We start from the raw sequence: 22,118 nt of genomic DNA on the forward strand, positions 1-22,118 counted from the left end.
ATCTTTTAAAGCTATAAATAATTTCATGTTATATATCTCGCTCCGCCAATACGAATACGTCTGCGCCATTGGCCGGTATGGCAGCCTGTCTACCGCGGCTCAGCACCTAAACGTTTCGCAACCCGCTCTGTCCACTGCGCTGACCCGGATCGAAGAGCATCTGGGCCATCCATTGTTTTCGCGCAGGCGCGGCTCGGCGATGGCCGTGACACCGCAGGGACGCCAGTTCATCGAACAGGCCGAGCTATTGTTGGCCAGTGCCGCGCAACTGGAAAACTCGGATCGCCCCCATCTGGGCACGGAAAGGCTGCAACTGGGATGTTTCGTCGATCTTGCGCCGTTTCTTTTGGCACCCGCCCTGCACCAGTTGCGCAAGGTGATACCGAATGTGACCGTCAGCTATCGCGCCGACAGGTTCGAGGCACTGCTGACGGCGCTAATCAAAGGGCAGATCGACCTTGCGATCACATATGATCTGGGAATGGACGCGGGGTTCACGCGTCGCCCCCTGTTCGAAAGCAGGCCAAATGCGATCATGTCGCCCGACCACCCCCTGTCTCGCGCCGGTCAGGTTTCACTGGCGGACCTGACCGAATACCCGCTGATCCTGTCCGAAGAGGGCCTGTCTGCACAGCATATCCTTGGTCTGTTTCGGCGCAGCGGGCTGACCCCGCAGGTGAATCACCGTGCCGCGTCGCTGGAAATTCTCCGAAGTCTTGCGGCGCATAACGAAGGTGTCGGTCTCAGCTACGCCGATCCCCCCGCCAGACACAGTTATGATGGCAAGCCGATTGTCAGCCTGCCGGTTTCCGACCCTGAGGCGTCCGAGGCCGTGGTACTGGCCCGGCACGGAACCGGCCCCGTGACAGCAGAGATCGCAGCAGCCGAAGCCGCACTGATCCGGATTTTCAAAACGGAATGATTATGGCTTGCGGCGCAGCCGGATCACAACATCAACCGATGCGATCTCGACACCGTCAGGTGCGTCCGGCAGGCGCTGAATGACCAGCTGCTCCGAAGGCGCATCACTCAGACGGCCTTCGTCTTCCCAGAAGAAATGCGGATGGTCATGTGTATTGGTGTCGAAATAGCTTTTCGATCCATCCACCGTGATCTCCTGCAGAACACCGGCCTCGCAGAACGCCCGCAGCGTATTATAGACCGTGGCCAACGATACGGCGGCGCCGGTTTTCTTCGCCGCTTCAAACAGGCTTTCCGCTGTAACATGGCGATGCCGTCCGTCGCCCACCAGCAACTCGGCCAGGGCCACACGCTGACGCGTTGGCCGCAGCCCGGCATCAGCCAGCCAGTTGGTTGCGATTCTTTGGCTTTGCGGTGTCATTGATCCGATACCCGTACTTGCTAACGCTATATAAGGGCTGTGGAACCGGAATTTCAAATGAAATTCATTCGCAAGAATGCCGTGTCTGCAGAAGGATGTGGCGCACCCGCTCTTGCAGGACCTTGCAAACGGGTGCTAGACGAGGCCAGATAAGACGAACAGACCCTGGCAGAAGAGGCGGCAGAATGGCCCAATTCCCAAGCAGTTTTGACAAGGACGATCTGCTGAAATGCGCCCGAGGCGAGCTATTCGGCCCCGGCAACGCGCAATTGCCTGCTCCGCCGATGCTGATGATGGACCGGATCACCGAAGTTTCTGCGGATGGCGGTGCGCATGGCAAGGGTCATATTCTGGCTGAATTCGACATCACTCCCGATCTCTGGTTCTTTGACTGCCACTTCCCCGGCAACCCAATCATGCCTGGCTGTCTTGGGCTGGATGGCCTTTGGCAACTGACCGGATTCAATCTGGGCTGGCGCGGCTGGCAGGGGCGTGGAATGGCCGTGGGCGTTGGCGAAGTCAGGCTGACCGGCATGGTGCGCCCCGACCGCAAGATGTTGACTTACAAGGTTGACTTCAAAAAGGCTATTCAGACGCGCCGCCTGACCATGGGTGTGGCGGATGGTATCGTCGAGGCTGACGGCGAAATGATTTACGACGTAAAAGACATGAGAGTCGTTCTTTCAGAAGCCTGAGCCTGACCGGCCCGAAATAAGGAGCACGCACATGCGTCGAGTAGTTGTCACCGGCCTGGGGGTTGTTTCCTCCATCGGGAACAATGCCGAAGAGGTTCTGGCCTCTTTGAAAGCTGGCAAATCCGGCATCGAGACCAACGAACAAATGATCGAGCATGGCTTTCGCAGCCAGATTGCAGGCCCTTTGCGCATCGACGTCTCGGAACACGTGGACAAGCGCACGCTGCGGTTCATGGGACCGGGCGCAGCCTATGCCCATATTGCCATGCGGCAGGCGATCGAAGATGCCGGGCTGACCGAAGATCAGGTGGTTAACCCGCGCACCGGACTGGTCGCAGGGTCCGGCGGCCCGTCGACCAGCGCGATGCTGACGGCCCATCAAACCGTCCTCAAGACCGGCGCCACCAAGCGGATCGGGCCGTTTGCGGTACCGAAATGCATGTGCTCGACCATCTCGGCCAACCTGGCGACAGCGTTTAAAATCAAGGGCATCAACTATTCGATCACCTCGGCCTGCTCGACCTCTCTGCACTGCATCGGCAACGCAGCCGAGCAGATCATGATGGGCAAACAGGACGTCATGTTCGCCGGTGGCGGCGAGGAACTGGACTGGACCCTGTCCTGCCTGTTCGACGCGATGGGCGCGATGTCATCGAAGTACAATGACGCGCCGGAAAAAGCCTCGCGCGCGTTCGATCAGGATCGCGACGGATTCGTGATCTCGGGCGGCGGCGGCATGGTCGTGCTGGAAGATCTGGAACACGCCCAGGCGCGCGGCGCAAAAATCTACGCGGAAGTCACAGGCTTTGCCGCAACCTCGGACGGGCACGACATGGTTGCTCCGTCGGGTGAGGGCGGCGAAAGGGCGATGCGGTTGGCTCTGGCCACCCTGCCTGAAGACCGCAAAGTGTCTTATATCAACGCGCACGGCACGTCGACACCGGTCGGCGACGTGGGCGAGGTCGAGGCGGTGCGCCGCATTTTCGGCCAAGGCAACGTACCACCCATTTCTTCTACGAAGTCTATGACCGGGCACGCGCAGGGCGCGGCCGGTGCTCTGGAAGCCATATTCTGTCTGCTTATGCTGGACAACGATTTCATCACCCCTTCCATTAACGTCGACACACTTGCCGAAGGCATTGAGCCGGGTGAAATCGCAACCAAAGTCATTGAAAACGCGGGACTGGACAGTGTCATGACCAATAGCTTCGGCTTTGGCGGCACAAATGGTTCCATGGTCCTTTCCAAGTTTCACGGGTGATAAGAATGTCAGAAGTACTCAAAGGCAAGCGCGGCCTGATCATGGGTGTCGCCAATGACCGTTCCATCGCATGGGGTATCGCCAAGGCCATGCACGAGGCGGGCGCAGAACTGGCATTCACCTATCAGGGTGAGGCATTTGGCAAACGACTGGAACCGCTGGCGCAAAGCGTCGGAAGCGATTTCATGGTGGACGCGGATGTTACGGATGATGCGTCTCTGGACCGCGCGTTCGAAGAACTTGCCGCCCGGTGGCCGACCATCGACTTTGTGGTTCACGCCATCGCCTATTCGGACAAGTCCGAACTGGCAGGGCGGTTCCTGAACACCACCCGCGCGAATTTCAAGCATTCGATGGATGTGTCAGCCTATTCCTTTATCGAAGTCGCGCGCCGCGCCTACCCGATGATGGCAGAAAATGGCGGCACGCTGCTGACCCTGACCTATCAGGGGTCCAACCGGGTCGTTCCGAACTACAATGTGATGGGTGTTGCCAAGGCGGCGCTGGAATCTGCGACACGTTATCTGGCCAACGATCTTGGCCCGGACGGCATTCGCGTAAACGCCATCTCGCCCGGTCCAATGAAAACTCTGGCCGGTGCCGCGATCGGCGGGGCGCGCAGGACCTACAAGTTCTGCGACCAGAATGCGCCCATGCGTTCGAACGCCACACTGGAAGCCGTTGGTGGAACCGCTGTCTATCTGACATCCGATGCGGGCGCCTGCACCTCGGGCGAGATCATCCGCGTCGATGGCGGCTTTCACGTACTGGGCATGCCGCAACCAGAATCCATGTGACTCTATCTTTCCCTGCCCCCGCCAAGATTTGACCATCTTTGGCAGGCAGGGATTGCCACATGAGTAAAGTCGATCTGATCCTTGAAAACTCCGCCCACCGCGGGCAGCCCCGTCGAAAATCAGGGCTGCTCAACAATCGGGCGCGTGTGATGTTGCTGACGCTGACCACATTGTTGGTCGCCTTCGTCTTTCTCACTCAGCCGCAGGTGCGCGACGCCGTCACCTCACTGCTTCCCTAAACGCAGGGTGAAATCCCTGCGTCCGGGAATGCGGGTTCAGGCGATCGAAACAACCTCGATATCAAAAATCAGGTCCTGTCCGGCCAGCGGGTGATTGCCGTCCAGCGTGACCGTTGCCTCATCGACTTCGACCACTGTGACCGGCAACGCCTGTCCATCAGGTGCCTGCATCTGCAATTGCGTTCCGATGTCCAGCGGGATGTCATCGGGAATGCCTTCGCGCGGGATGGCCTGCCGCATGGCCGGATTGATCGGTCCATAAGCGTCGACACAGGCGATCTCGACCCGCTTTTTCTCGCCCGTCGTCATTCCGGGCATGGCGGAATCCAGTCCGGGAATGATCTGCCCCGACCCCACGACAAACTCCAGCGGTTCGCGGCCTTCGGAACTGTCAAAAACATTTCCGTCCAGCAATGTGCCTGTGTAGTGAATGCGAACCGTGTCGCCTTGTTTGATTTCACTCATCTTGGGTCTCCGGTCCTTTGTCTGGGCATAAACGCCCCACCCTAGGGCCTGTCACGCCAATGTAAACCCGCCCCCCTTTCACACAGATTTCTCCTGTGCCAACCTGCGCCCGATCAGGGGAGGATCAGATGCCAATCACAACTTGCATATTCGACGCCTATGGCACGCTGTTCGACGTGGCCGCCGCTGCCCGTCAGGCCGCCGCGGAACCGGGATTTGACGCGCTGAAGGACAAATGGCCCGAGCTTGCAAATCACTGGCGCCTCAAACAGTTGCAATACACATGGCTCAGGGCTGTCGCAGATGCACATGCCGACTTCTGGGACGTGACGCAGGATGGGCTGGACTGGGCACTGGAGGCCACAGGGTTGGACGGCGATGCCACGCTACGCCAGCGCCTGCTGGACCTTTACTGGGAACTTCAGGCCTATCCCGAGGTTCCGGACATGCTTGCAGCCCTGAAAGCGTCCGGCAAACAGACGGCGATACTGTCGAACGGCTCGCCGCCGATGCTGGATGGCGCTGTGCAGTCGGCGGGTATCGGAGGGGTACTGGACGATGTGCTGTCGGTAGAAAGCGTCGGCGTCTTCAAACCCCATGCCCGTGTCTATGATCTGGTTCAGAGCCGGTTCGGCTGTGCCCGTGACGAAGTGTTGTTCGTCAGTTCCAACGGCTGGGATGCGGCCGGGGCCAGCGGCTATGGCTTTGTCACCGCCTGGGTCAATCGGTCGGGAGAGCCGATGGACCGGTTGCCGTGGAAACCCGATCACGTATTGTCGGACCTGACCTCGATCCCGCAACTGGCAGGCGCCTGATGGGCTTTTTCAACTCGTCCGATGGCAAACGCCTGTATTTTGAAGACGCAGGAACTGGCCAGCCTTTGCTGTGCCTGTCGGGTTTGACCCGAAACAGCAAGGATTTTTCCTTTCTCGCGCCACATGTGACCGACCTGCGCATGATCGCGATGGACTACCGTGGTCGCGGCAGGTCGGATTTCGACCCCGATTACATGAACTATAGTATCGTGCGCGAAGCGCAGGACGTGATCGAACTGCTGGACCATCTGGGGCTGGGCAAGGTTACCATACTCGGCACCTCACGGGGCGGATTGATCGCGATGGCGCTGGCCGCCAGCAATCCTGAACGTTTGTCCGGCGTGATCCTGAATGACGTAGGACCTGTCATTGAACCCGCCGGGATTGCGCGCATCATGGATTTCGTTGGCAACAAGCCGACGTCAAAAACGCTGGACCAGTCCGCCGCAGCCCTGCAAAGCGCCATGGAGCCACAATTCCCCGGTGTTTCGCTTAAGACCTGGCGCAGACAGGCCGAATATCAGTATTCCGAAACACCCGATGGTCTGGATCTGCGGTATGACCCGGCCTTGCGAACCGCACTGATCGAACAGGCCACGACCGGCGCGACACCTGATCTTTGGGCTCTATTCGACGCGCTGGCCCCAATCCCCACCGGCCTCATCCGGGGTGCGAATTCAGATGTTCTGGGAGTCGGAACCGTCAGCGAGATGAAAACCCGAAAACCTGATCTGATACTGGCCGAGGTCCCGGACCGGGGCCATGTGCCGTTTCTGGACGAACCTCAGTCCCTGGACGTTATTCGAAGGATAGTGAAAACCGCATGAGCACCTTGGAAATGATCGAATCCGCAGCCGCGCGGCTGGACGGCCACGTCAGACGTACGCCCATCCTGAACTCGCCCTTTCTGGACGAAATCGCAGGCCGTCGGGTGTTGGTGAAACCCGAATGCCTGCAACATACCGGCAGCTTCAAGTTTCGCGGGGCATGGTCTGCAATTTCCGCTCTGGACGTGGAAACGCGTCAGCGGGGCGTGATCGCCTATTCCTCGGGCAACCACGCGCAGGGCGTTGCGCTGGCGGCCTCAAGGCACGGGATTACCTCGGTGATCGTCATGCCGTCTGACGCCCCGCAGTTGAAGATCGACAACACCCGCGCACTGGGGGCCGAAGTTGTTCTGTATGATCGGTCCAGCGAGTCCCGCGAAAAGATAGGTAAGGCTTTGGCATCCGAACGCGGCCTGACCCTGATCCGCCCCTATGACGAACCACAGGTGATCGCCGGGCAAGGCACCACCGGGCTGGAGATCGCACAGCAAACTGCCGAAATGGACGTGGGCAACGCTGATGTTCTGGTGTGCTGCGGCGGTGGAGGCCTGTCCTCGGGCATTGCGCTGGCCCTTGAAGCGCACGCGCCGGACATGCGCGTTCGCCCGTGCGAGCCGCTGGGGTTCGACGACGTCAAACGCTCGTTGGCGGCGGGGCGGATCCTGAACAACGACGCGACCTCGGGCAATATCTGCGACGCCATCCTGACTCCGCAACCCGGCGACATCACCTTTCCGATCCTCCACCGCCTGTGCGGGCCGGGTCTGAGCGTCACCGAGGACGAAGCTCTGCGCGCCATGGCCCTTGCCTTTCTGCGGCTAAAAATCGTGCTGGAACCGGGTGGGGCGGTTTCCCTGGCCTCGGCCCTGTTCCGACCAGATGAAATCGAAAGCGACACGGTGATCGTGGTTGCATCGGGTGGCAATGTGGACGCTCAAATTTTCCAAAAAGCGCTGGAATTCCTGACGTGATCTGAAAATTGGACCGGCGTAAGCTGCTGCCGTATACCAATACCAAACACTCAACACATCTCAGTTCCGGAACTGCAAAATGACAAGGCTCAAGCGATGAAGATCGCCAATCTCGGGGATGTAAATCTGCACTACCGGATCGACGGGGACCCGGACGGCGCGCCGATCGTGTTCGCCAATTCGCTGGGAACCGATCTGCGCCTGTGGGACGATCTGCTTCCCCTTTTGCCCAAGGGGCTGCGGATCATCCGGTATGACAAGCGCGGACACGGCCTGTCGTCGCAACCTCCGGCGCCTTATTCCATGGGTGCCCTTGTCCGCGATGCCGAGGCCCTGCTGGACCATCTTGCCGTCCGCGACTGCTTATTTGTCGGCCTGTCCATCGGCGGGATGATCGCCCAGGGGCTGGCGGTCAAACGGCTGGATCAGATTCGTGCGCTGGTGCTGTCAAACACGGCGGCCAAGATCGGAACCGCCAACATGTGGCAGGATCGAATCGAGGCGGTACGGGCGGGCGGCATCGAGGCCCTCGCCGACCCGATCATGGAGCGTTGGTTCTCGAAACCCTTCAGGAACGGACCGGAACTTGAGCTTTGGCGCAACATGCTGGTCCGGCAACCGGACGAAGGGTATGTCGGCTGCTCTGCCGCCATATCGGGCACCGATTTCTACACCCCGACCAGCGGATTGCGGCTGCCGACGTTGGGTATCGCCGGGACCGAAGACAAATCGACCCCACCTGATCTGGTCCGCGAAACCGTCGATCTGATCCCCGGCTCACGATTCGAACTGATCCGCAAGGCCGGGCACCTGCCTTGCGTCGAACGCCCCGAAGAATACGCGGAATTGCTGCGGCAGTTCCTGCATGAAATTGGCCATATCTGAGGGAGATAGGGTTGGCGGAATTTCTTCTGATACATGGGTCCTGCCACGGCGCATGGTGCTGGCGTGACCTGATCCCAGAACTGACCGCATTGGGCCATTCGGCCCATGCAATCGACCTGCCCAGTCACGGCTCGGACCCGACCCCGATCGCGGATGTGACCATGGAGAACAGTCGCGACGCCATTCTTGCGGCCTCGACACCCGAAACCATCATCGTGGCCCATTCCTGGGGCGGATACCCCGCAAGCGCCGCTGCCGAGGTCGATCCCGATGCCATGCGCGGCCTGATATACCTGTGCGCCTACGTCCCGAAACCGGATACGTCGATGGTCGAAATGCGCAGGCAGGCACCGCGCCAACCGATCCTTGATGCCGTCATAAAATCGGCGGACGGGCTGTCCTATATGGCACGCCCCGACAAGATAAAGGCGCTGTTCTATCACGACTGCCCGAAAGAAACCGTGTCCTACGCCCTGCCCCGGCTGTGCCCGCAAGCTATCCGACCGCAGGAGACCCCTCTGACGTTGACAGATCGGTTCGCCGGTGTTCCCAAAGCCTATGTCCGAACGCTGGACGACAGATGCGTTCCCACCGAATATCAGCAGGAAATGAGCCTAATAGCCCCCGATAACATGCGCCAAGAAATCTTCAGCTCGCATTCCCCGTTTTTCTCACACCCCAAGGATCTGGCTCAGGTCCTGAACCGAATTGCGGAGGGTATCTGATGGCGGGTTCCGTCTTTGACAGCGCCCTGTTTGCGCGTCTTTTCCCAACCGGCGAAGTGGGCCGCCTTTTCACCGACAGCGCCGAGTTGCGTGCCATGCTTCTGGTCGAGGGGATGCTGGCCAAGGTTCAGGGCGATCTGGGCGTTATCCCCGAACTCAGCGCTCAGGCCATTACCCGTGCCGCAATGGAGGTACAGCTTGATCCCGGCGCGCTGGCCGAGGCAACCGGCCAGAACGGCGTAAGCGTTCCCGCACTTGTCGCCGCTTTTCGTTCCGAAATGCAGGCACCTGAACACGCAGCTTTTGTGCATTGGGGCGCGACCTCTCAAGACATCATCGACACCGGACTGATGCTTCGGCTGCGGCAAGCATTGGGGCTGATCGAAGCTGATCTCAAAACCGTCCTGCGCCGACTGGCGCAACTGGCCGACGCAAACGCAACCCTGCCGATGCCGGCGCGCACCTATGGTCAGCACGCCACCCCGACCAGTTTCGGCGCGGTTGTCGCAAGCTGGGGCGCACCGCTGTTGGCCTTACTGGACGAAGTGCCTGAGTTACGGCGCACGTGTCTGCTGGTCTCGCTGTCCGGCGCGGCAGGAACCAGCAATGCGCTGGGACCAAAAGCCAAGGACATGCGCAAGGCGCTGGCCGATCTGCTCAACCTTCAGGACCCCGGGCGCAGCTGGCATACGGACCGCTCACCAGTTCTGCGCATTTGCGACTGGCTAACCAGGGCTGTTCTGACCCTTGGCAAATTTGGTGAGGATGCGATCGAGCTTGCGCAGACCGGCATTGCCGAGGTTTCCGTCAGTGGCGGCGCATCCTCGACCATGCCGCAAAAGCAAAACCCGGTATCGGCCTCGGTGCTGGTGGCACTGGCACAACAGCAAACCGGCCTGATGAATACCCTGCACAACGCGTCCCTGCACCGCCATCAACGCGACGGGGCCGCATGGTTCAGCGAATGGATGTGCCTGCCCCAGATCGTTCTGGGCGCCGCCGCATCGGCGCAAACCGCACTGTCGTTGAGTTCAGGCATCACTCCGAACGCAGGTGCCATGCAGGCGTCGCTGGACCAAAGCAAGGGAATGATCCACGCTGAAGCGCTGAGCTTTGCGCTGGCCGATCACATGCCCCGCCCCGACGCGCAGGCCGCCACCAAGGCCCTATGCCGCGAAGCGACTGAGACCGGCACGCCGCTCAGCGATATTGTCGCGCGTCAATGGCCGCAATTAGATATCAGCCGGATATTCGACGCCGCCCAGCAACTTGGCCTCGCCCCGGATGAGGCCCGGCAGTTTGCGGCACAAGTGACGGAACGTCTGCGCGACTGATCCCGGCAGAGTTCTTTCCCACCGGTCCAAGCATCGCTAGGGTCAGCCCGACCGAATTGGGGACGGGCTTTCATGCGGCTGCCATATTTCTTTGTGCTGAGCACGGTGATGATCGATGCAATGGGCATCGGTCTGATCATGCCCATCATGCCGGACCTCATCGTTGAGGTTCAGGGCGGCACACTGGCCGATGCCGCGATCTGGGGCGGTGTGCTCAGCACTGCCTTTGCAGCGATGCAGTTCCTGTTTGGCCCCGTTCTGGGCAGCCTGTCCGACGCCTATGGCCGCCGTCCGGTCCTGCTGGTTTCGCTGTTCGTCATGGCGCTGGATTATATCGTCATGGCTATTGCGGGCAGTATCTGGCTGTTGCTGGTGGGCCGCATCGTTGGCGGCATCACCGCCGCAACCCATTCCACAGCCGCCGCATTCATGGCCGACATTTCCAAACCCCATGAAAAGGCCGCCAAATTCGGCATGCTGGGCGCGGCCTTCGGCGTTGGCTTTGTTCTGGGCCCGACGATGGGCGGCCTGCTGGGCGAATATGGCACCCGCGCCCCGTTCTGGGCCGCCGCCGGACTAGCCGGTCTGAACTTTCTGATCGGCATGTTCGTGATGACCGAAACCGTGACTGAGGCCAACCGGCGCGCCTTTCATTGGCGGCGCGCCAACCTGTTTGGCGCAATCCGGGCGATTGCAGCACTTCCCGGCATCAAGCCCCTGCTCTGGGTCTATTTCCTCTATTCTGTCTCGATATATGTCTATCCCGCGATCTGGGCCTATTTCACGCAGGAGCGCTTCGGCTGGTCCCCACAGATCATCGGCCTGTCGCTGGGCATCTACGGGATCGGCATGGCCATGGTTCAGGGCGGGCTGATCCGCCCCGCCACCCGCTACCTGGGCGAGCGCGGAACCGTGATATACGGGCAGATATTCGATATCGTCGGCTTTGGCATACTTGCGTTTCTGACAAACGGCTTCATTGCCCTGCTGATGATCCCGGTCACGGCTTTGGGTGCGGTCGTCACCCCGGCCCTGCAGGCGATGATGTCGAAATCCGTGCCCGATTCGCAGCAAGGTGAGTTACAGGGCGTGCTTGCGGCCCTCCACGCGCTTTCGATGGTCATCTCGCCCCTATTCATGACGGCAGTCTTCGCCCAGTTCATCCGCGAAGACGCACCAATCTATCTGCCCGGCGCACCGTTCCTGCTTGCACTGGTATTGATGCTGGTCGGTTGCGTGATTTTTGTGCGCGCCCGGCCCGTCGTGGCGTAACAACGACACGTCCATGACGGTTTCCACCTTGCAGACCGCTCAACCACGCGCCACCGTGGCCTCTGAGCAAATGGGGGAGAGCCATGCAAACCATCAAAGCAGCCGTCTGCAGGGAGTTCGGAAAACCTCTGACCATCGAAGAGGTTCAACTCGCCCCACCCGGCATGGGCGAGGTCGAGGTCACGCTGGACGCCGTTGCCATCTGCCATTCCGACATCACCTATGCCAGCGGCGCATGGGGCGGCTTTTTGCCGTCGGTCTACGGGCACGAGGCCGCCGGGATCGTCACGGCCGTTGGTGAATCCGCCGGTGGCTTTGAACCGGGTGACTCGGTCGTGGTCACCCTGATCCGCGCCTGTGGGTCATGCCCGTCCTGCGCCGGTGGCAAACCAACTATCTGCGAAACGCCCTATGACACGGTGAAAGGCCCGCTGCGGACCGGCGATGGCGGCCCGCTGGAACAGGCGATGGCATGTGGCGCTTTTGCGGAAAAGGTCGTCGTGAACCACCGGCAGATCGTGAAGATCCCGCCTACGATGGACAAGGATGTGGCCAGCCTGCTGTCCTGCGGCGTGATCACCGGCGTTGGGGCAGCCGTGAACGCCGCTAATCTGCGCCCTGGACAGGATGTGGTCGTGATCGGTGCGGGTGGCGTTGGCCTCAACGCCATTCAGGGAGCGCGCATTGCCGGGGCCCGCCGCATCGTCGCCGTTGACATGACCGAGGACAAGCTGGAAATCGCAAAGGAATTCGGCGCGACCCACGGTGTTCTGGCAACGCTGAAAGAACCGTGGCGAGCCGCCTTCAAGGCTCTGGGCGGGCGTGGGGCGGATGCCGTCCTGATTACCGTCGGCGCCATCCCGGCCTATGATCAGGCGCCCCGCTATTTGGGGCGCGGTGGCAAGGCGATCATGATCGGCATGCCGCATTCGGGGGCAACGGCCAGCTATGAACCGGTGATCCTTGCCGCCATCGGTCAGGGGCTGATCGGTTCCAAGATGGGCGACGTGGTCATTCAACGCGATATTCCGTGGATGATCGACCTTTACCAGCAGGGCCGCCTGAAGCTGGATGAGCTGATCTCGGGTCGCTGGACGCTGGACCAGATCAACGAGGCCATTGAAGATACAAAAACCGGCAGCGCCAAGCGCAACGTCATCATCTTCGACCGGGAAACCGCAGCGGGCTGATACCGCCGCAGAAAGGACGCCCGATGAAACTGCAGGACCTCGATATCATCGTCACCGCTCCACCCCCGCCCGGCTGGGGCGGGCGGTATTGGATACTGGTCAAGGTCACCACGGATACAGGCATAACCGGCTGGGGCGAATGCTATGCCTCATCCGTGGGACCCGAAGCGATGAAGCATGTCATCCGCGATGTGTTCGAACGGCATATGGCCGGAGAGAACCCCGAAAACATCGAACTGATGTTCCGCCGTGCCTATTCCAGCGGCTTCACGCAGCGCCCCGATCTGACGGTTATGGGCGCGTTTTCGGGGCTTGAAATCGCCTGCTGGGATATTCTGGGCAAGGATCGCGACCGGCCCGTTCATGCCCTGATTGGCGGACGGATGAATGAACGTATACGCGCCTACACGTACCTTTACCCCCTGCCGCAGCATAATCTGACCGATTTCTGGACCTCACCGGAACAGGCTGCGGACTGCGCGGCCGAGATGGTGCGGCGGGGCTATACCGCCGTGAAATTCGACCCGGCGGGGCCTTACACACTGCGCGGTGGGCATATGCCTGCAATGTCCGACATCTCGATGTCAGTAGCCTTTTGCAAAGCCATCCGCGAGGCCGTCGGCGACAAGGCCGATCTGCTGTTCGGCACCCATGGTCAGTTCAACACCGCCGGTGCCATCCGGCTGGGCCAGGCGTTGGAGCCCTATTCCCCGCTGTGGTTCGAGGAACCGACCCCACCCGACATGATCGACGACATGGCGCGCGTGGCCCGTAACGTGCGCATCCCCGTCGCGACCGGCGAGCGCATGACCACCAAGGCCGAATTCGGCGCCGTTCTGCGCGCCGGAGCCGCCGAGATTCTTCAGCCCGCACTGGGTCGCGCCGGTGGTATCTGGGAGATGAAAAAGGTCGCCGCCATGGCCGAGATCTTCAACGCCCAGATGGCCCCGCATCTTTATGCCGGACCAGTGGAATGGGCGGCCAACATCCATCTGGCGGCCTCGATCCCGAATATTCTGCTGCTGGAAACCATCGAAACGCCCTTCCACGATCAACTGATCAAAGGATCGATCCGGATCGAAGACGGTTTTGTTACGCCTCCGACCGCGCCCGGACTTGGGATCGAAGTTGACGAGGACCTGGCCCGCGCGCACCCCTACACCGGCGACGGTTTGCACCTGCAAATGCAGGAAGACCCCTGCGATTACGTACACGGGAACGCATTTCAGGGGGGCGCTCCTGCAACCGAGGGGTGACAAGACAGCTTGGGTTGGGGCATATTGCTCCAACTTTTAGCTACTACACGAGCAGATTGTGACAATTCAGGAAACAGTTTCTGATCCCCTTACACCTGAAACGCCCGTCGACATGCAGGAAAGCGCCAGTCAGGCCGCCGCCTTTCTGAAAACACTGGCGCATGAAGGCCGTCTGATGATCCTGTGCCATCTTGGAGCAGGTGAAAAATCGGTTGGTCAGCTTGAGAAACTTCTGGATATTCGTCAGGCCGCAGTCAGTCAGATGCTGGCCCGCCTGCGCGAAGAGGGTCTGGTCACGACGCGCCGCGACGGCAAGGCGATCTATTATTCGCTTTCGGATGGAAACACGGCACAGATGATCGGTCTGCTCTACACGCTGTTCTGCAAACCCCAATCCTGACGGGCGTCAATTCGAAACGTATCCTGCGATGACCTGCAACAGCTTGAACGCTGTCGCGGCGTCGTTTTCAACCACCGCCAGGAATTCCTCTTCACCGATGCGCAGGCAGGTCAGGTCGGTTTCCGCGACCATACTCAGAGCGCGCGGCTCTTTGCGGATCAGCCCCAATTCACCCACCAGTGTCCCCGCCCCCACTCGAGTGATCAACTGATCGGCAGCGTCTTTCTGAGGCAGATACAGGCCCGCCTCGCCGTCGATGATCATATAGGCGCCGTCCCTTGGCTGGTCATCCTTCAGGAACACCGTCTCGCCGGCCTTGGCCTCGTACCACTGAGCACCAAACGCCAGCAGCCGCAGCTGTCTACGATCCAGTTCCGAAAACAGCGGCGTCTGTTCCAGCGCCCGAAGCTTGCGCACCAGATCGGCGGATGCCGCGCCGTCTTCTTCGACTTCCATCGGGGCCTCCTCTGACACAATTCTGCCCTGTCGTACTTCGATGTGCAAATCGAACACATCGGGGTCCTGGAAGTGATCATTCAGGTAGATTACCGTTGTCTCCGGCAAAAGGGCGCGCAGATTTTTGTACACGGCAACCTGAGTGGCCATGTCATAGCTCGCCAGCGCATTTTCCAGTATCAGGATGTCCGGCTTTTTGATCGTCGCCCGCGTAAACGCAAGCGGCTCGGCAAATACCGCTGGCAGGTTCTGCCCGCCCAGCGCAACGGGTACGTCATAGATCAACTCGATGACCAGAGACTGAGCGCCGTTTTCAGCCAAGGCGTCCGCGATGATTTTGCGCACCTCGTCCGAGCGCGCGCCGCCGACTTGACTGACCTTACCGAACAGGGCGTTTTCCAGAACCGTCAATCCCGGCGCGAAGCTGTCCGGGTCAAGGGGAACGAAAACATCATGAAGACGTTCCAAAAGCTCTTCAGAATGGGTTTGCCGCAGTTCCAGAATACGGCCCTTCAGCCCGTCGGAAAAGGCTGGGCCAATCTGTTCGGCCGAAATGACAAACGGCACCGCAAGCAAGTTGGCCAGTTGCGCGTCATTCAGTCCCGATGCGCCGTCCTTGCGGGTTTTCTCAACCAGCTCAACGGCCGCCTCATAGGTTTTGGCTTCGAGTCCCAGCTTGCGGAACAACGGGTGATCGGTTCCGTCCAGACCAAAGATCTGGCGCAGCATCTCGATCACATCGCGCGTCAAGCTGACCAGTGTCTCGTCCAGTCCCAGTTCTCGCAACTGTCCAAGGAACACGGTCTGCTGCGCCAGCAGGTCCTGGGTTACCGGAACGCGGGGCGTCGCAAACAACAGGTTTTCAGCCACCGGCAAGGCGGGGTTGTAAGCGTTGCGGTCAAAGACCAGCGCCTGATGCCCAAGCCCCGCATCCCGGATCGCCTGTTGCACCTGCGGGCGCAATTCCACCAGCTTTGCCGCCAGTTCCGGATGCTCTTCAGCGTCAAAGACCTGATCCGCGCCGCGCCGGAACAAGGTATCGCCCGATCCCATCCCTTCGATCAGTTTCAGCCACCAGTCCCTAAGGCTTTCGAAATCGTCAAATCCCGCAAGTGACGGGTCAAGCCATTCGGCCCCGAACGGATCGGGGCTGTTTCCGGCGCGCAATGTTTCCTGAAAATCGGGGTCGTCCGGAATGTCACCAACCGGCTGGTATCGCATCGGCATCATCACATTGTCGCCCAACGTGCCCTGAAACATGACCGGGCGCGAGGTCGCAAATCCAATCCGCGCGGCAACGACCCCCTGATGCAGTTCGGACAAATTCAAACCGCCGACCGTCACCTTGCCTGATCCGGGCAGAACCTCGCGCGTCAACAACTCTCCCAGCGCGCGGCGGTCTTCCTCGCTTGGCGCCGAGATCCCGATTGCCCCTCCGCCGGGAAGCGTGGCGTACAGGTCATCCAGAACATGGTTTCCATCGGCATCGCGCACCGACACGTGATCCAGAACGATATCGCCATTCAGTCTGGGACGCTCGGCTGGGTCGCCGTCAAACAGGGACTCATCGACCATGCCATCGGGTGCAAACCGCTCGATGACAACCTCCCAGCGCAGGGACATGTCCTGTGTCTGGTTGTAATAGGCCAGCAGCTCTTTCCACGGCGAGCTGAGGTCCTTATACGCCGCCAGCGCCGCGACCAGTGCACCCAGCGACACCTCGCCCCGCAGAACCAGATAACCGCCGACCAGATAGAACATGAACGGCGTCAGTTGCGAGATGAAGTTGTTGATGAACTTCATAAAGAACTTTTTCTGGTAGATATCGAACCGGATACCGAACAGCCGCCCCAACTGGTCTGAAACCATCGCTCGGCGATAGCGCCAGCCGCCATTGCCGCGCAGGGTGGAGGCGCCTGCTGCGCTCTCGCCGATCTGGGCGGCCAAAACCCGGACCTCCTGAATGCGTTTCTTGTTCAGCAGGTTGATCTGCCGCTGCAGTTTCGGGATCAACCACGCCTGCAAAGGGATCAGGGCAACCGCCGCCAACCCGAACCAGACACTTTGCAGGAACAGAAACGACAGGATCGTCAGCATCTGACCCGCCTGCAGCACCGGCTGGCTGATCGCATCCCCCATCAGACCGCCCATCGGCTCGCTTTCAGCGGTGACCATCGATACCAGTTCGCCCTGACTGACGCGTTCGAAATAGGGTTGGGGAAAGCGCAATATCCGGCTGATGAGCTGATAGCGGAACCGCCGCAGCATCCGTTCGCTCAGAACGCCTTTCATCGTATTGATGCGCATTTTCATCAGGCCATGAGCCAATACCGCGGCCAGAAATGCAAAACACAGGATCACCAGAAACTGGGTCTGCTCAAAGGAAAAGCCCCAGAATTCAATCGTCTGGCTGGCAGAACCGATCGCGTCATTGATGATGCGCTTGGGAAGCTCCAGTGTCAGATACAGCAGCGGGAACAGAGTCGAAGTCACGGCCAGCAGAACCAGCTGATCGCGTTTCGAATACTTCCAGATGAACCTAAATAACGTACGTTCTATGGGACCTGCCCCTGTCGGCTTAACCAGGTGGTTCAATTTTCGCGTCGACCACCAAATTTTTACAGGTTCAATTTATCGCATTCGTGTCAAGTGAAGCAAATGCTAGCGCTTTTTGCCATTCTGCGCCATATGTGAACGAGTTCATTTGCGTGAAACACTTTAAAACCCTAGTCTTGTAAACAGGACGATATCGGGAGGGCCGCCTTGCCTGCTTTGCTTGGCACCATATTTCTGTTGCTCTGCCTTTTGCAGATCAAACATATGTTTGCCGATTTTTATTTACAGACGCCCAAGATGCTTTCCGGTCGGGGCGAGTATTTTCATATGGGACGGGCGCAACACGCGGCCGTTCATGTCATTGGATCGGTTGTTATTTTTCTGGCCGTCGGGTCGCCGCTCAGTTTCGTGCTAATCATCGCGGCACTGGAATGGATCATTCATTTCAACATTGATTTCGCCAAGGCCAACTATTCCGACAAGAAAAAGCTTCAGCCGACGCAAGCCGCCTACTGGCGTGCCGCTGGTCTGGATCAGTGCCTGCACAACCTGACCTATGTCGCCATGGTTTGGGCCTGGGCCAAGTTCGTCGGGTAACGTTCCGCTTCAGGGTTCCACCGGTCGGTTACGCTTGATCGTCCGCAAAACTACATTTGTTTGCGCGCTTGCCACGGCGGGCAGACGGAACAGAAAATCCTCAAGGAACAGGTTATAGGCCGACAGGTCTCGACACAGCACCCGCAGATGGTAATCCGCCTGTCCTGTTGTTGCATAACATTCCTGAACCTCCGGGCTGTTCTCAACCGACCTTATGAACTCGACGATTTTGTCAGGGTCATGCCGGGTCAGATGCACGTGCACAATCGCCTCAAAGCTCAGCCCCATGACGGATGGATTTACGATCGCGCCATAGCGTTCGATCACTCCAAGTTCTTCCAGAGACCTGACGCGCCTCCACAAGGCGGATGCGGACATGCCCACCGCCTCGGCAAGGTCCGCGTTCGAGATGCGGCAATCGCGTTGCAGCATCGTCAAAATCCGCCGGTCGCGGTCATCCAGCTCAGTCATTTCGGTCAGACCTTTCAGAATCCACTATCTTTTTGACACAATTTTCCGACTGTTAACCCATACTTCGGCAAAATTGGATCACATTTCCACAATACATGACCTAGAATTTCTCATCTACCAGAAATACCGAACAGGTTATCCAGATGAGCCGCCACGAGACATCTCTTCAGACATACCAGTTGGAAGATCGCTACAAACTTGAACAGGGCCGGGTTTTCCTGACAGGCACACAGGCCTTGGCGCGTATCATGATGGATCAGGCGCGCCGTGACAGGGATGCCGGGCTGAACACTGCAGGCTTCATCTCGGGCTATCGCGGTTCGCCCCTTGGCGGTCTGGATCTGGAGCTTTGGCGCGCACGGGATCGTCTGAAACAGGATCGCATCACCTTCATGCCCGCCGTGAACGAGGACCTCGGCGCGACAGCAGTACTTGGCGCTCAGCAGGCATCGCTGGACCCGCAATGCGAAGTCGAGGGCGTGTTTTCCATGTGGTACGGCAAGGGGCCGGGCGTGGACCGGTCTGGTGACGCACTGAAACATGGCAACGCCTATGGATCGGCCCCAAAGGGCGGTGTGCTGGTCGTGGCGGGTGACGATCATGGCTGTGTCAGCTCTTCGATGCCGCATCAGTCTGATGTGGCTTTCATGGCGTGGTTCATGCCAACGCTCAATCCGTCCTCGGTCGACGAATATCTGAGTTTCGGCGAATACGGGCTTGCCCTGTCCCGGTTTTCGGGAACATGGGTCGGGTTCAAGGCCATTTCCGAAACCGTGGAAAGCGCCCGGTCGGTCGAACTCCGGCCGGACAGGCAGTTCATCTTGCCTGAAATCGACATACCTCCCAACGGCCTTCACGTACGATCGGCCGACCTGCCCTCGCCCGAGATCGAAACCCGGATCAAACACAAGCTGCGTGCGGTGCGGGCCTTTGCCGAAGAAAACCCAATTGACCAGCGCATCTACGATATCGAGGGCGCAAAATTCGGTTTTGTCACAACGGGCAAAGGGCATCTGGACCTCATGGAGGCCCTGCGCCTTCTGGGTCTGGACGAGGCAAAATGCCGGGAGCTTGGCATCGACATCTACAAGGTCGGCATGGTCTGGCCGCTGGCCCGCCGCAACGCCCTGCGTTTCGTGAAAGGCAAGGCCGAAGTTCTGGTCGTCGAAGAAAAACGCGGCATCATCGAAAGCCAGTTCAAGGAGTATTTCTATGACTGGCCCGGCGACAAGCCGCATAAAATGGTCGGTAAATACGACAGCCACGGCGAGCCTCTGCTCCCCTGGACCGGAGAGTTGAGCCCCCTGATGCTGGCCCCCATCGTCGCCGCGCGCCTGCACACGTTCTTCCCCGAGGAAGGCCTGCCCGCCAAAGCCACGGCGCTGACCGATACGCCGCCGCAACTGATCAATGTGCCGGGCGCAACCCGCACGCCCTATTTCTGTTCGGGCTGTCCGCACAACAGCTCGACCAAAGTGCCCGAAGGCTCGACGGCGGCAAGCGGCATCGGATGTCACGTCATGGCATCGTGGATGGATCGCCAGACCGTCGGCTACGCCCAGATGGGCGGAGAGGGCGTGCCGCATGTGGTCGCTTCGAAATACAATGGCGGCAAGCACATCTTTCAGAACCTTGGCGAAGGCACATGGTATCATTCAGGCTCGCTGGCCATTCGCCAGGCGGTCGCTGCGGGAACCAACATCACCTACAAGATTCTCTACAACGACGCCGTGGCGATGACCGGCGGGCAACCCGTCGACGGCCCGATCAGCGTGGCGGGCATCGCCCAGACCTGCCGCGCCGAAGGGGTCGAGAGGATCGCTATCATCTCGGACGACATCTCCAAGTTCCATCACGCGGATTTCCCGGCGCAGACCTCATTTCACGACCGCTCGGAAATGGACCTGCTGCAACGTGAATTGCGCGACATCCCGGGCGTTACGGTTCTGATCTACGAACAGACCTGCGCCACCGAAAAGCGCCGCCGCCGCAAGCGGGGCACGATGGAGGACCCGAACCGTTTTGTCTGGATCAACGATCTGGTCTGCGAAGGCTGCGGCGATTGCTCGGTCGAATCCAATTGCCTGAGTGTCGAACCGCGCGAAACGCCGCTGGGTCGGAAACGCAAAATCAATCTGTCGACCTGCAACAAGGATTTTTCCTGTCTGAACGGCTTTTGTCCCAGCTTCGTCACGGTCGAAGGCGCAACCCGGCGCAAGCAAGCTGCCAAACTGGACCTGAGCACACTTGAAAGCGGTCTGCCTGACCCGAAACTGCCGATACTGGACAAGCCTTTCGACCTGCTGGTGACGGGGGTTGGCGGCACCGGCGTGGTCACGGTGGGCGCCCTGATCACGATGGCCGCGCATCTTGAGGGCCGCGGTACGTCCGTTCTGGACTTTACCGGCTTTGCGCAGAAATTTGGAACTGTCCTCAGCTACATCCGACTGGGCGACAACCCCGAGGCGCTAAATCAGGTCCGCATCGATCAGGGAACCGCAGATGCGGTGATCGGGTGCGATATCGTCGTCAGTTCGGCCCCAAAGGCTTCGGCGCATTATCGGAAGGGCACGCAGGTGGTGCTGAACCGGGCTGAAATGCCGACCGGTGATCTGGTGCTACGACGCGACGCGCAGCTTCGGACCGATGCACGGGAAGAGGCAATCTCACACGTGGTGGGCGCGCAAAACCTCGCGGGCTTTGACGCCAACGCCGCCGCTGAAACCCTGCTGGGCGACGCGGTTTTCGCCAATGTCATGATGCTGGGCTATGCGTGGCAAAAAGGTCTGGTGCCGGTATCCGCCACCGCTTTGGGACAGGCCATCCTGCTGAACGGTGTAGCAGTCGAAGCCAACCGGCTCGCCTTTGCTATCGGTCGCTGCATGGCTGCCGATCCGGCAAAGTTGCAAGGTTATTCAGACCCGACGCCTGAAACCGAAACGCTGGATCAGATGATCATGCGCCGTGTTGACTATCTGACCGGCCATCAGAACGCCCGCTATGCAAAACGCTATACGGATCGCATGGCCAAAATCCGGACGGCATTGCCTGATGTCCCCGAAGATATGCTGCGTTCCATCGCCCGCAACCTGTTCAGATTCATGGCTGTAAAGGACGAATTCGAAGTGGCACGCCTCATGACCGGGGACAGTTTCGCGCAGGAACTGGCGCAACATTTCCAGGGAGATTACAAGGTCAGATACCACATGGCACCACCTATTCTGAACGGACGCCGCGATGCACGTGGCCGCCCGGCAAAACGCGCTATCGGCCCGTGGCTGCGCCCTGTTCTTGGAGTTCTTGCACGGGCCAAATCTCTGCGCGGATCCGGATTGAACCCCTTCGGTTATCATGCCGAAGCCCGCCTGCACCGTGATATCCGCGACTGGTACAACGCTTTGCTGGATCGCCTGCTGCAGGATTATGATCCCGAAACCGGGGAAGCATGGCGTCAGGCCTTGGCCGCAGCAGATGACATTCGGGGCTATGGTCCGGTCCGTGAAGACAGCTTTGTCAAGGCGCGTGTCACTGTGGAAAGTGACTTACAATAGCCCGGATCAACAG

The 22,118-nt window shown here is 59.7% G+C and carries 21 protein-coding genes; 17 read left to right on the forward strand and 4 right to left on the reverse strand.

Going from position 1 to position 22,118, the window contains the following annotated elements; translation table 11 throughout:
- Nucleotides 1-25: 25 nt before the first annotated feature.
- Nucleotides 26-922 carry a LysR family transcriptional regulator gene (locus ACR0D6_RS13995; RefSeq protein ID WP_480765916.1) on the forward strand — a complete coding sequence of 299 codons (897 nt, stop codon included), beginning with the start codon at nt 26-28 and terminating at the stop codon, nt 920-922.
- On the opposite strand, the gene irrA is transcribed toward ACR0D6_RS13995, so the two are convergent.
- The gene (gene irrA / locus ACR0D6_RS14000) at nt 923-1,342 is read right to left on the reverse strand and encodes an iron response transcriptional regulator IrrA (protein WP_170654187.1); all 420 of its coding nucleotides are present in this window, start codon (nt 1,340-1,342) and stop codon (nt 923-925) included.
- 185 nt (nt 1,343-1,527) lie between these two features.
- Between irrA and fabA the strand changes: the two genes are divergently transcribed.
- From fabA to ACR0D6_RS14020, 4 genes are read left to right on the forward strand one after another with little or no spacing between them, the layout of a single operon-like run.
- The gene (fabA, locus tag ACR0D6_RS14005) at nt 1,528-2,037 is read left to right on the forward strand and encodes a bifunctional 3-hydroxydecanoyl-ACP dehydratase/trans-2-decenoyl-ACP isomerase (RefSeq protein WP_170654189.1); all 510 of its coding nucleotides are present in this window, start codon (nt 1,528-1,530) and stop codon (nt 2,035-2,037) included.
- Nucleotides 2,038-2,068: 31 nt separating this feature from the next.
- Nucleotides 2,069-3,298 carry a beta-ketoacyl-ACP synthase I gene (gene fabB, locus ACR0D6_RS14010; RefSeq protein ID WP_170654191.1) on the forward strand — a complete coding sequence of 410 codons (1,230 nt, stop codon included), beginning with the start codon at nt 2,069-2,071 and terminating at the stop codon, nt 3,296-3,298.
- 5 nt (nt 3,299-3,303) lie between these two features.
- The gene (locus tag ACR0D6_RS14015; RefSeq protein ID WP_170654193.1) at nt 3,304-4,095 is read left to right on the forward strand and encodes an enoyl-ACP reductase FabI; all 792 of its coding nucleotides are present in this window, start codon (nt 3,304-3,306) and stop codon (nt 4,093-4,095) included.
- 59 nt (nt 4,096-4,154) lie between these two features.
- On the forward strand, nt 4,155-4,334 hold the full coding sequence (locus ACR0D6_RS14020) for a hypothetical protein (RefSeq protein ID WP_170654195.1): 180 nt from the start codon (nt 4,155-4,157) through the stop codon (nt 4,332-4,334).
- 36 nt (nt 4,335-4,370) lie between these two features.
- Here ACR0D6_RS14020 and ACR0D6_RS14025 read toward each other — a convergent pair whose 3' ends face one another.
- Entirely contained in the window at nt 4,371-4,799 is a 429-nt protein-coding gene (locus ACR0D6_RS14025) for an FKBP-type peptidyl-prolyl cis-trans isomerase (protein WP_480765917.1), read from the reverse strand.
- Between the two features lie 128 nt (nt 4,800-4,927).
- On the opposite strand from ACR0D6_RS14025, the gene ACR0D6_RS14030 reads away from it, so the two are divergent.
- From ACR0D6_RS14030 to ACR0D6_RS14075, 10 genes are all read left to right on the forward strand, one after another.
- Nucleotides 4,928-5,614, forward strand: a complete 687-nt coding sequence (locus ACR0D6_RS14030; RefSeq protein WP_480765918.1) for a haloacid dehalogenase type II — start codon at nt 4,928-4,930, stop codon at nt 5,612-5,614.
- The gene (locus ACR0D6_RS14035; RefSeq protein WP_480765919.1) at nt 5,614-6,441 is read left to right on the forward strand and encodes an alpha/beta fold hydrolase; all 828 of its coding nucleotides are present in this window, start codon (nt 5,614-5,616) and stop codon (nt 6,439-6,441) included. Before ACR0D6_RS14030 ends, ACR0D6_RS14035 begins: the two co-directional genes overlap by 1 nt.
- The gene (locus tag ACR0D6_RS14040; RefSeq protein ID WP_480765920.1) at nt 6,438-7,412 is read left to right on the forward strand and encodes a threonine ammonia-lyase; all 975 of its coding nucleotides are present in this window, start codon (nt 6,438-6,440) and stop codon (nt 7,410-7,412) included. The genes ACR0D6_RS14035 and ACR0D6_RS14040 overlap by 4 nt, the downstream gene beginning before the upstream one ends.
- Before the next feature lie 96 nt (nt 7,413-7,508).
- Nucleotides 7,509-8,297: a 3-oxoadipate enol-lactonase gene (gene pcaD, locus ACR0D6_RS14045; RefSeq protein WP_480765921.1), complete on the forward strand. Its 789-nt coding sequence runs from the start codon at nt 7,509-7,511 to the stop codon at nt 8,295-8,297.
- An 11-nt stretch (nt 8,298-8,308) separates the two neighbouring features.
- Entirely contained in the window at nt 8,309-9,022 is a 714-nt protein-coding gene (locus ACR0D6_RS14050) for an alpha/beta fold hydrolase (protein ID WP_480765922.1), read from the forward strand.
- Nucleotides 9,022-10,356 (forward strand): class-II fumarase/aspartase family protein, encoded by a 1,335-nt coding sequence (locus ACR0D6_RS14055; protein ID WP_480765923.1) that lies wholly within the window; start codon nt 9,022-9,024, stop codon nt 10,354-10,356. Before ACR0D6_RS14050 ends, ACR0D6_RS14055 begins: the two co-directional genes overlap by 1 nt.
- Before the next feature lie 72 nt (nt 10,357-10,428).
- A complete protein-coding gene (locus ACR0D6_RS14060) occupies nt 10,429-11,628 on the forward strand; it encodes a TCR/Tet family MFS transporter (protein WP_480765924.1) in 1,200 nt (399 codons plus the stop codon).
- An 83-nt stretch (nt 11,629-11,711) separates the two neighbouring features.
- Nucleotides 11,712-12,818, forward strand: coding sequence for a Zn-dependent alcohol dehydrogenase (locus tag ACR0D6_RS14065; protein ID WP_480451846.1), 1,107 nt, complete (start codon nt 11,712-11,714; stop codon nt 12,816-12,818).
- Nucleotides 12,819-12,841: 23 nt separating this feature from the next.
- A complete protein-coding gene (locus tag ACR0D6_RS14070) occupies nt 12,842-14,074 on the forward strand; it encodes a mandelate racemase/muconate lactonizing enzyme family protein (protein WP_480765925.1) in 1,233 nt (410 codons plus the stop codon).
- A 112-nt stretch (nt 14,075-14,186) separates the two neighbouring features.
- The gene (locus ACR0D6_RS14075) at nt 14,187-14,474 is read left to right on the forward strand and encodes a metalloregulator ArsR/SmtB family transcription factor (RefSeq protein WP_170654433.1); all 288 of its coding nucleotides are present in this window, start codon (nt 14,187-14,189) and stop codon (nt 14,472-14,474) included.
- Nucleotides 14,475-14,480: 6 nt separating this feature from the next.
- Here the strand turns inward: ACR0D6_RS14075 and ACR0D6_RS14080 are convergent, their stop codons facing one another.
- Nucleotides 14,481-17,525, reverse strand: coding sequence for an ABC transporter transmembrane domain-containing protein (locus ACR0D6_RS14080; protein ID WP_480765926.1), 3,045 nt, complete (start codon nt 17,523-17,525; stop codon nt 14,481-14,483).
- Nucleotides 17,526-17,693: 168 nt separating this feature from the next.
- Here ACR0D6_RS14080 and ACR0D6_RS14085 point away from each other — a divergent pair, with 168 nt between their 5' ends.
- Nucleotides 17,694-18,083 carry a DUF3307 domain-containing protein gene (locus ACR0D6_RS14085; protein ID WP_170654217.1) on the forward strand — a complete coding sequence of 130 codons (390 nt, stop codon included), beginning with the start codon at nt 17,694-17,696 and terminating at the stop codon, nt 18,081-18,083.
- Nucleotides 18,084-18,092: 9 nt separating this feature from the next.
- Here the strand turns inward: ACR0D6_RS14085 and ACR0D6_RS14090 are convergent, their stop codons facing one another.
- Nucleotides 18,093-18,554 carry an Lrp/AsnC family transcriptional regulator gene (locus tag ACR0D6_RS14090; RefSeq protein ID WP_170654219.1) on the reverse strand — a complete coding sequence of 154 codons (462 nt, stop codon included), beginning with the start codon at nt 18,552-18,554 and terminating at the stop codon, nt 18,093-18,095.
- A gap of 143 nt (nt 18,555-18,697) precedes the next feature.
- Here ACR0D6_RS14090 and ACR0D6_RS14095 point away from each other — a divergent pair, with 143 nt between their 5' ends.
- Nucleotides 18,698-22,105 (forward strand): indolepyruvate ferredoxin oxidoreductase family protein, encoded by a 3,408-nt coding sequence (locus tag ACR0D6_RS14095; protein WP_480765927.1) that lies wholly within the window; start codon nt 18,698-18,700, stop codon nt 22,103-22,105.
- The last annotated feature ends 13 nt before the right edge of the window (nt 22,106-22,118 follow it).

Source organism: Ruegeria sp. BJ6 (assembly GCF_056537885.1).

What these genes read in the sequence shown, in the direction of transcription:
- ACR0D6_RS14090 (WP_170654219.1), bottom strand. Translation starts at nt 18,554, where the DNA reads ATGACTGAGCTGGATGACCGCGACCGGCGGATTTTGACGATGCTGCAA.
- ACR0D6_RS13995 (WP_480765916.1), top strand. Translation starts at nt 26, where the DNA reads ATGTTATATATCTCGCTCCGCCAATACGAATACGTCTGCGCCATTGGC.
- ACR0D6_RS14075 (WP_170654433.1), top strand. Translation starts at nt 14,187, where the DNA reads ATGCAGGAAAGCGCCAGTCAGGCCGCCGCCTTTCTGAAAACACTGGCG.
- ACR0D6_RS14060 (WP_480765924.1), top strand. Translation starts at nt 10,429, where the DNA reads ATGCGGCTGCCATATTTCTTTGTGCTGAGCACGGTGATGATCGATGCA.
- ACR0D6_RS14065 (WP_480451846.1), top strand. Translation starts at nt 11,712, where the DNA reads ATGCAAACCATCAAAGCAGCCGTCTGCAGGGAGTTCGGAAAACCTCTG.
- ACR0D6_RS14030 (WP_480765918.1), top strand. Translation starts at nt 4,928, where the DNA reads ATGCCAATCACAACTTGCATATTCGACGCCTATGGCACGCTGTTCGAC.
- ACR0D6_RS14035 (WP_480765919.1), top strand. Translation starts at nt 5,614, where the DNA reads ATGGGCTTTTTCAACTCGTCCGATGGCAAACGCCTGTATTTTGAAGAC.
- ACR0D6_RS14095 (WP_480765927.1), top strand. Translation starts at nt 18,698, where the DNA reads ATGAGCCGCCACGAGACATCTCTTCAGACATACCAGTTGGAAGATCGC.
- ACR0D6_RS14020 (WP_170654195.1), top strand. Translation starts at nt 4,155, where the DNA reads ATGAGTAAAGTCGATCTGATCCTTGAAAACTCCGCCCACCGCGGGCAG.
- ACR0D6_RS14055 (WP_480765923.1), top strand. Translation starts at nt 9,022, where the DNA reads ATGGCGGGTTCCGTCTTTGACAGCGCCCTGTTTGCGCGTCTTTTCCCA.
- irrA (WP_170654187.1), bottom strand. Translation starts at nt 1,342, where the DNA reads ATGACACCGCAAAGCCAAAGAATCGCAACCAACTGGCTGGCTGATGCC.
- ACR0D6_RS14040 (WP_480765920.1), top strand. Translation starts at nt 6,438, where the DNA reads ATGAGCACCTTGGAAATGATCGAATCCGCAGCCGCGCGGCTGGACGGC.
- fabB (WP_170654191.1), top strand. Translation starts at nt 2,069, where the DNA reads ATGCGTCGAGTAGTTGTCACCGGCCTGGGGGTTGTTTCCTCCATCGGG.
- ACR0D6_RS14015 (WP_170654193.1), top strand. Translation starts at nt 3,304, where the DNA reads ATGTCAGAAGTACTCAAAGGCAAGCGCGGCCTGATCATGGGTGTCGCC.
- pcaD (WP_480765921.1), top strand. Translation starts at nt 7,509, where the DNA reads ATGAAGATCGCCAATCTCGGGGATGTAAATCTGCACTACCGGATCGAC.
- fabA (WP_170654189.1), top strand. Translation starts at nt 1,528, where the DNA reads ATGGCCCAATTCCCAAGCAGTTTTGACAAGGACGATCTGCTGAAATGC.
- ACR0D6_RS14070 (WP_480765925.1), top strand. Translation starts at nt 12,842, where the DNA reads ATGAAACTGCAGGACCTCGATATCATCGTCACCGCTCCACCCCCGCCC.
- ACR0D6_RS14025 (WP_480765917.1), bottom strand. Translation starts at nt 4,799, where the DNA reads ATGAGTGAAATCAAACAAGGCGACACGGTTCGCATTCACTACACAGGC.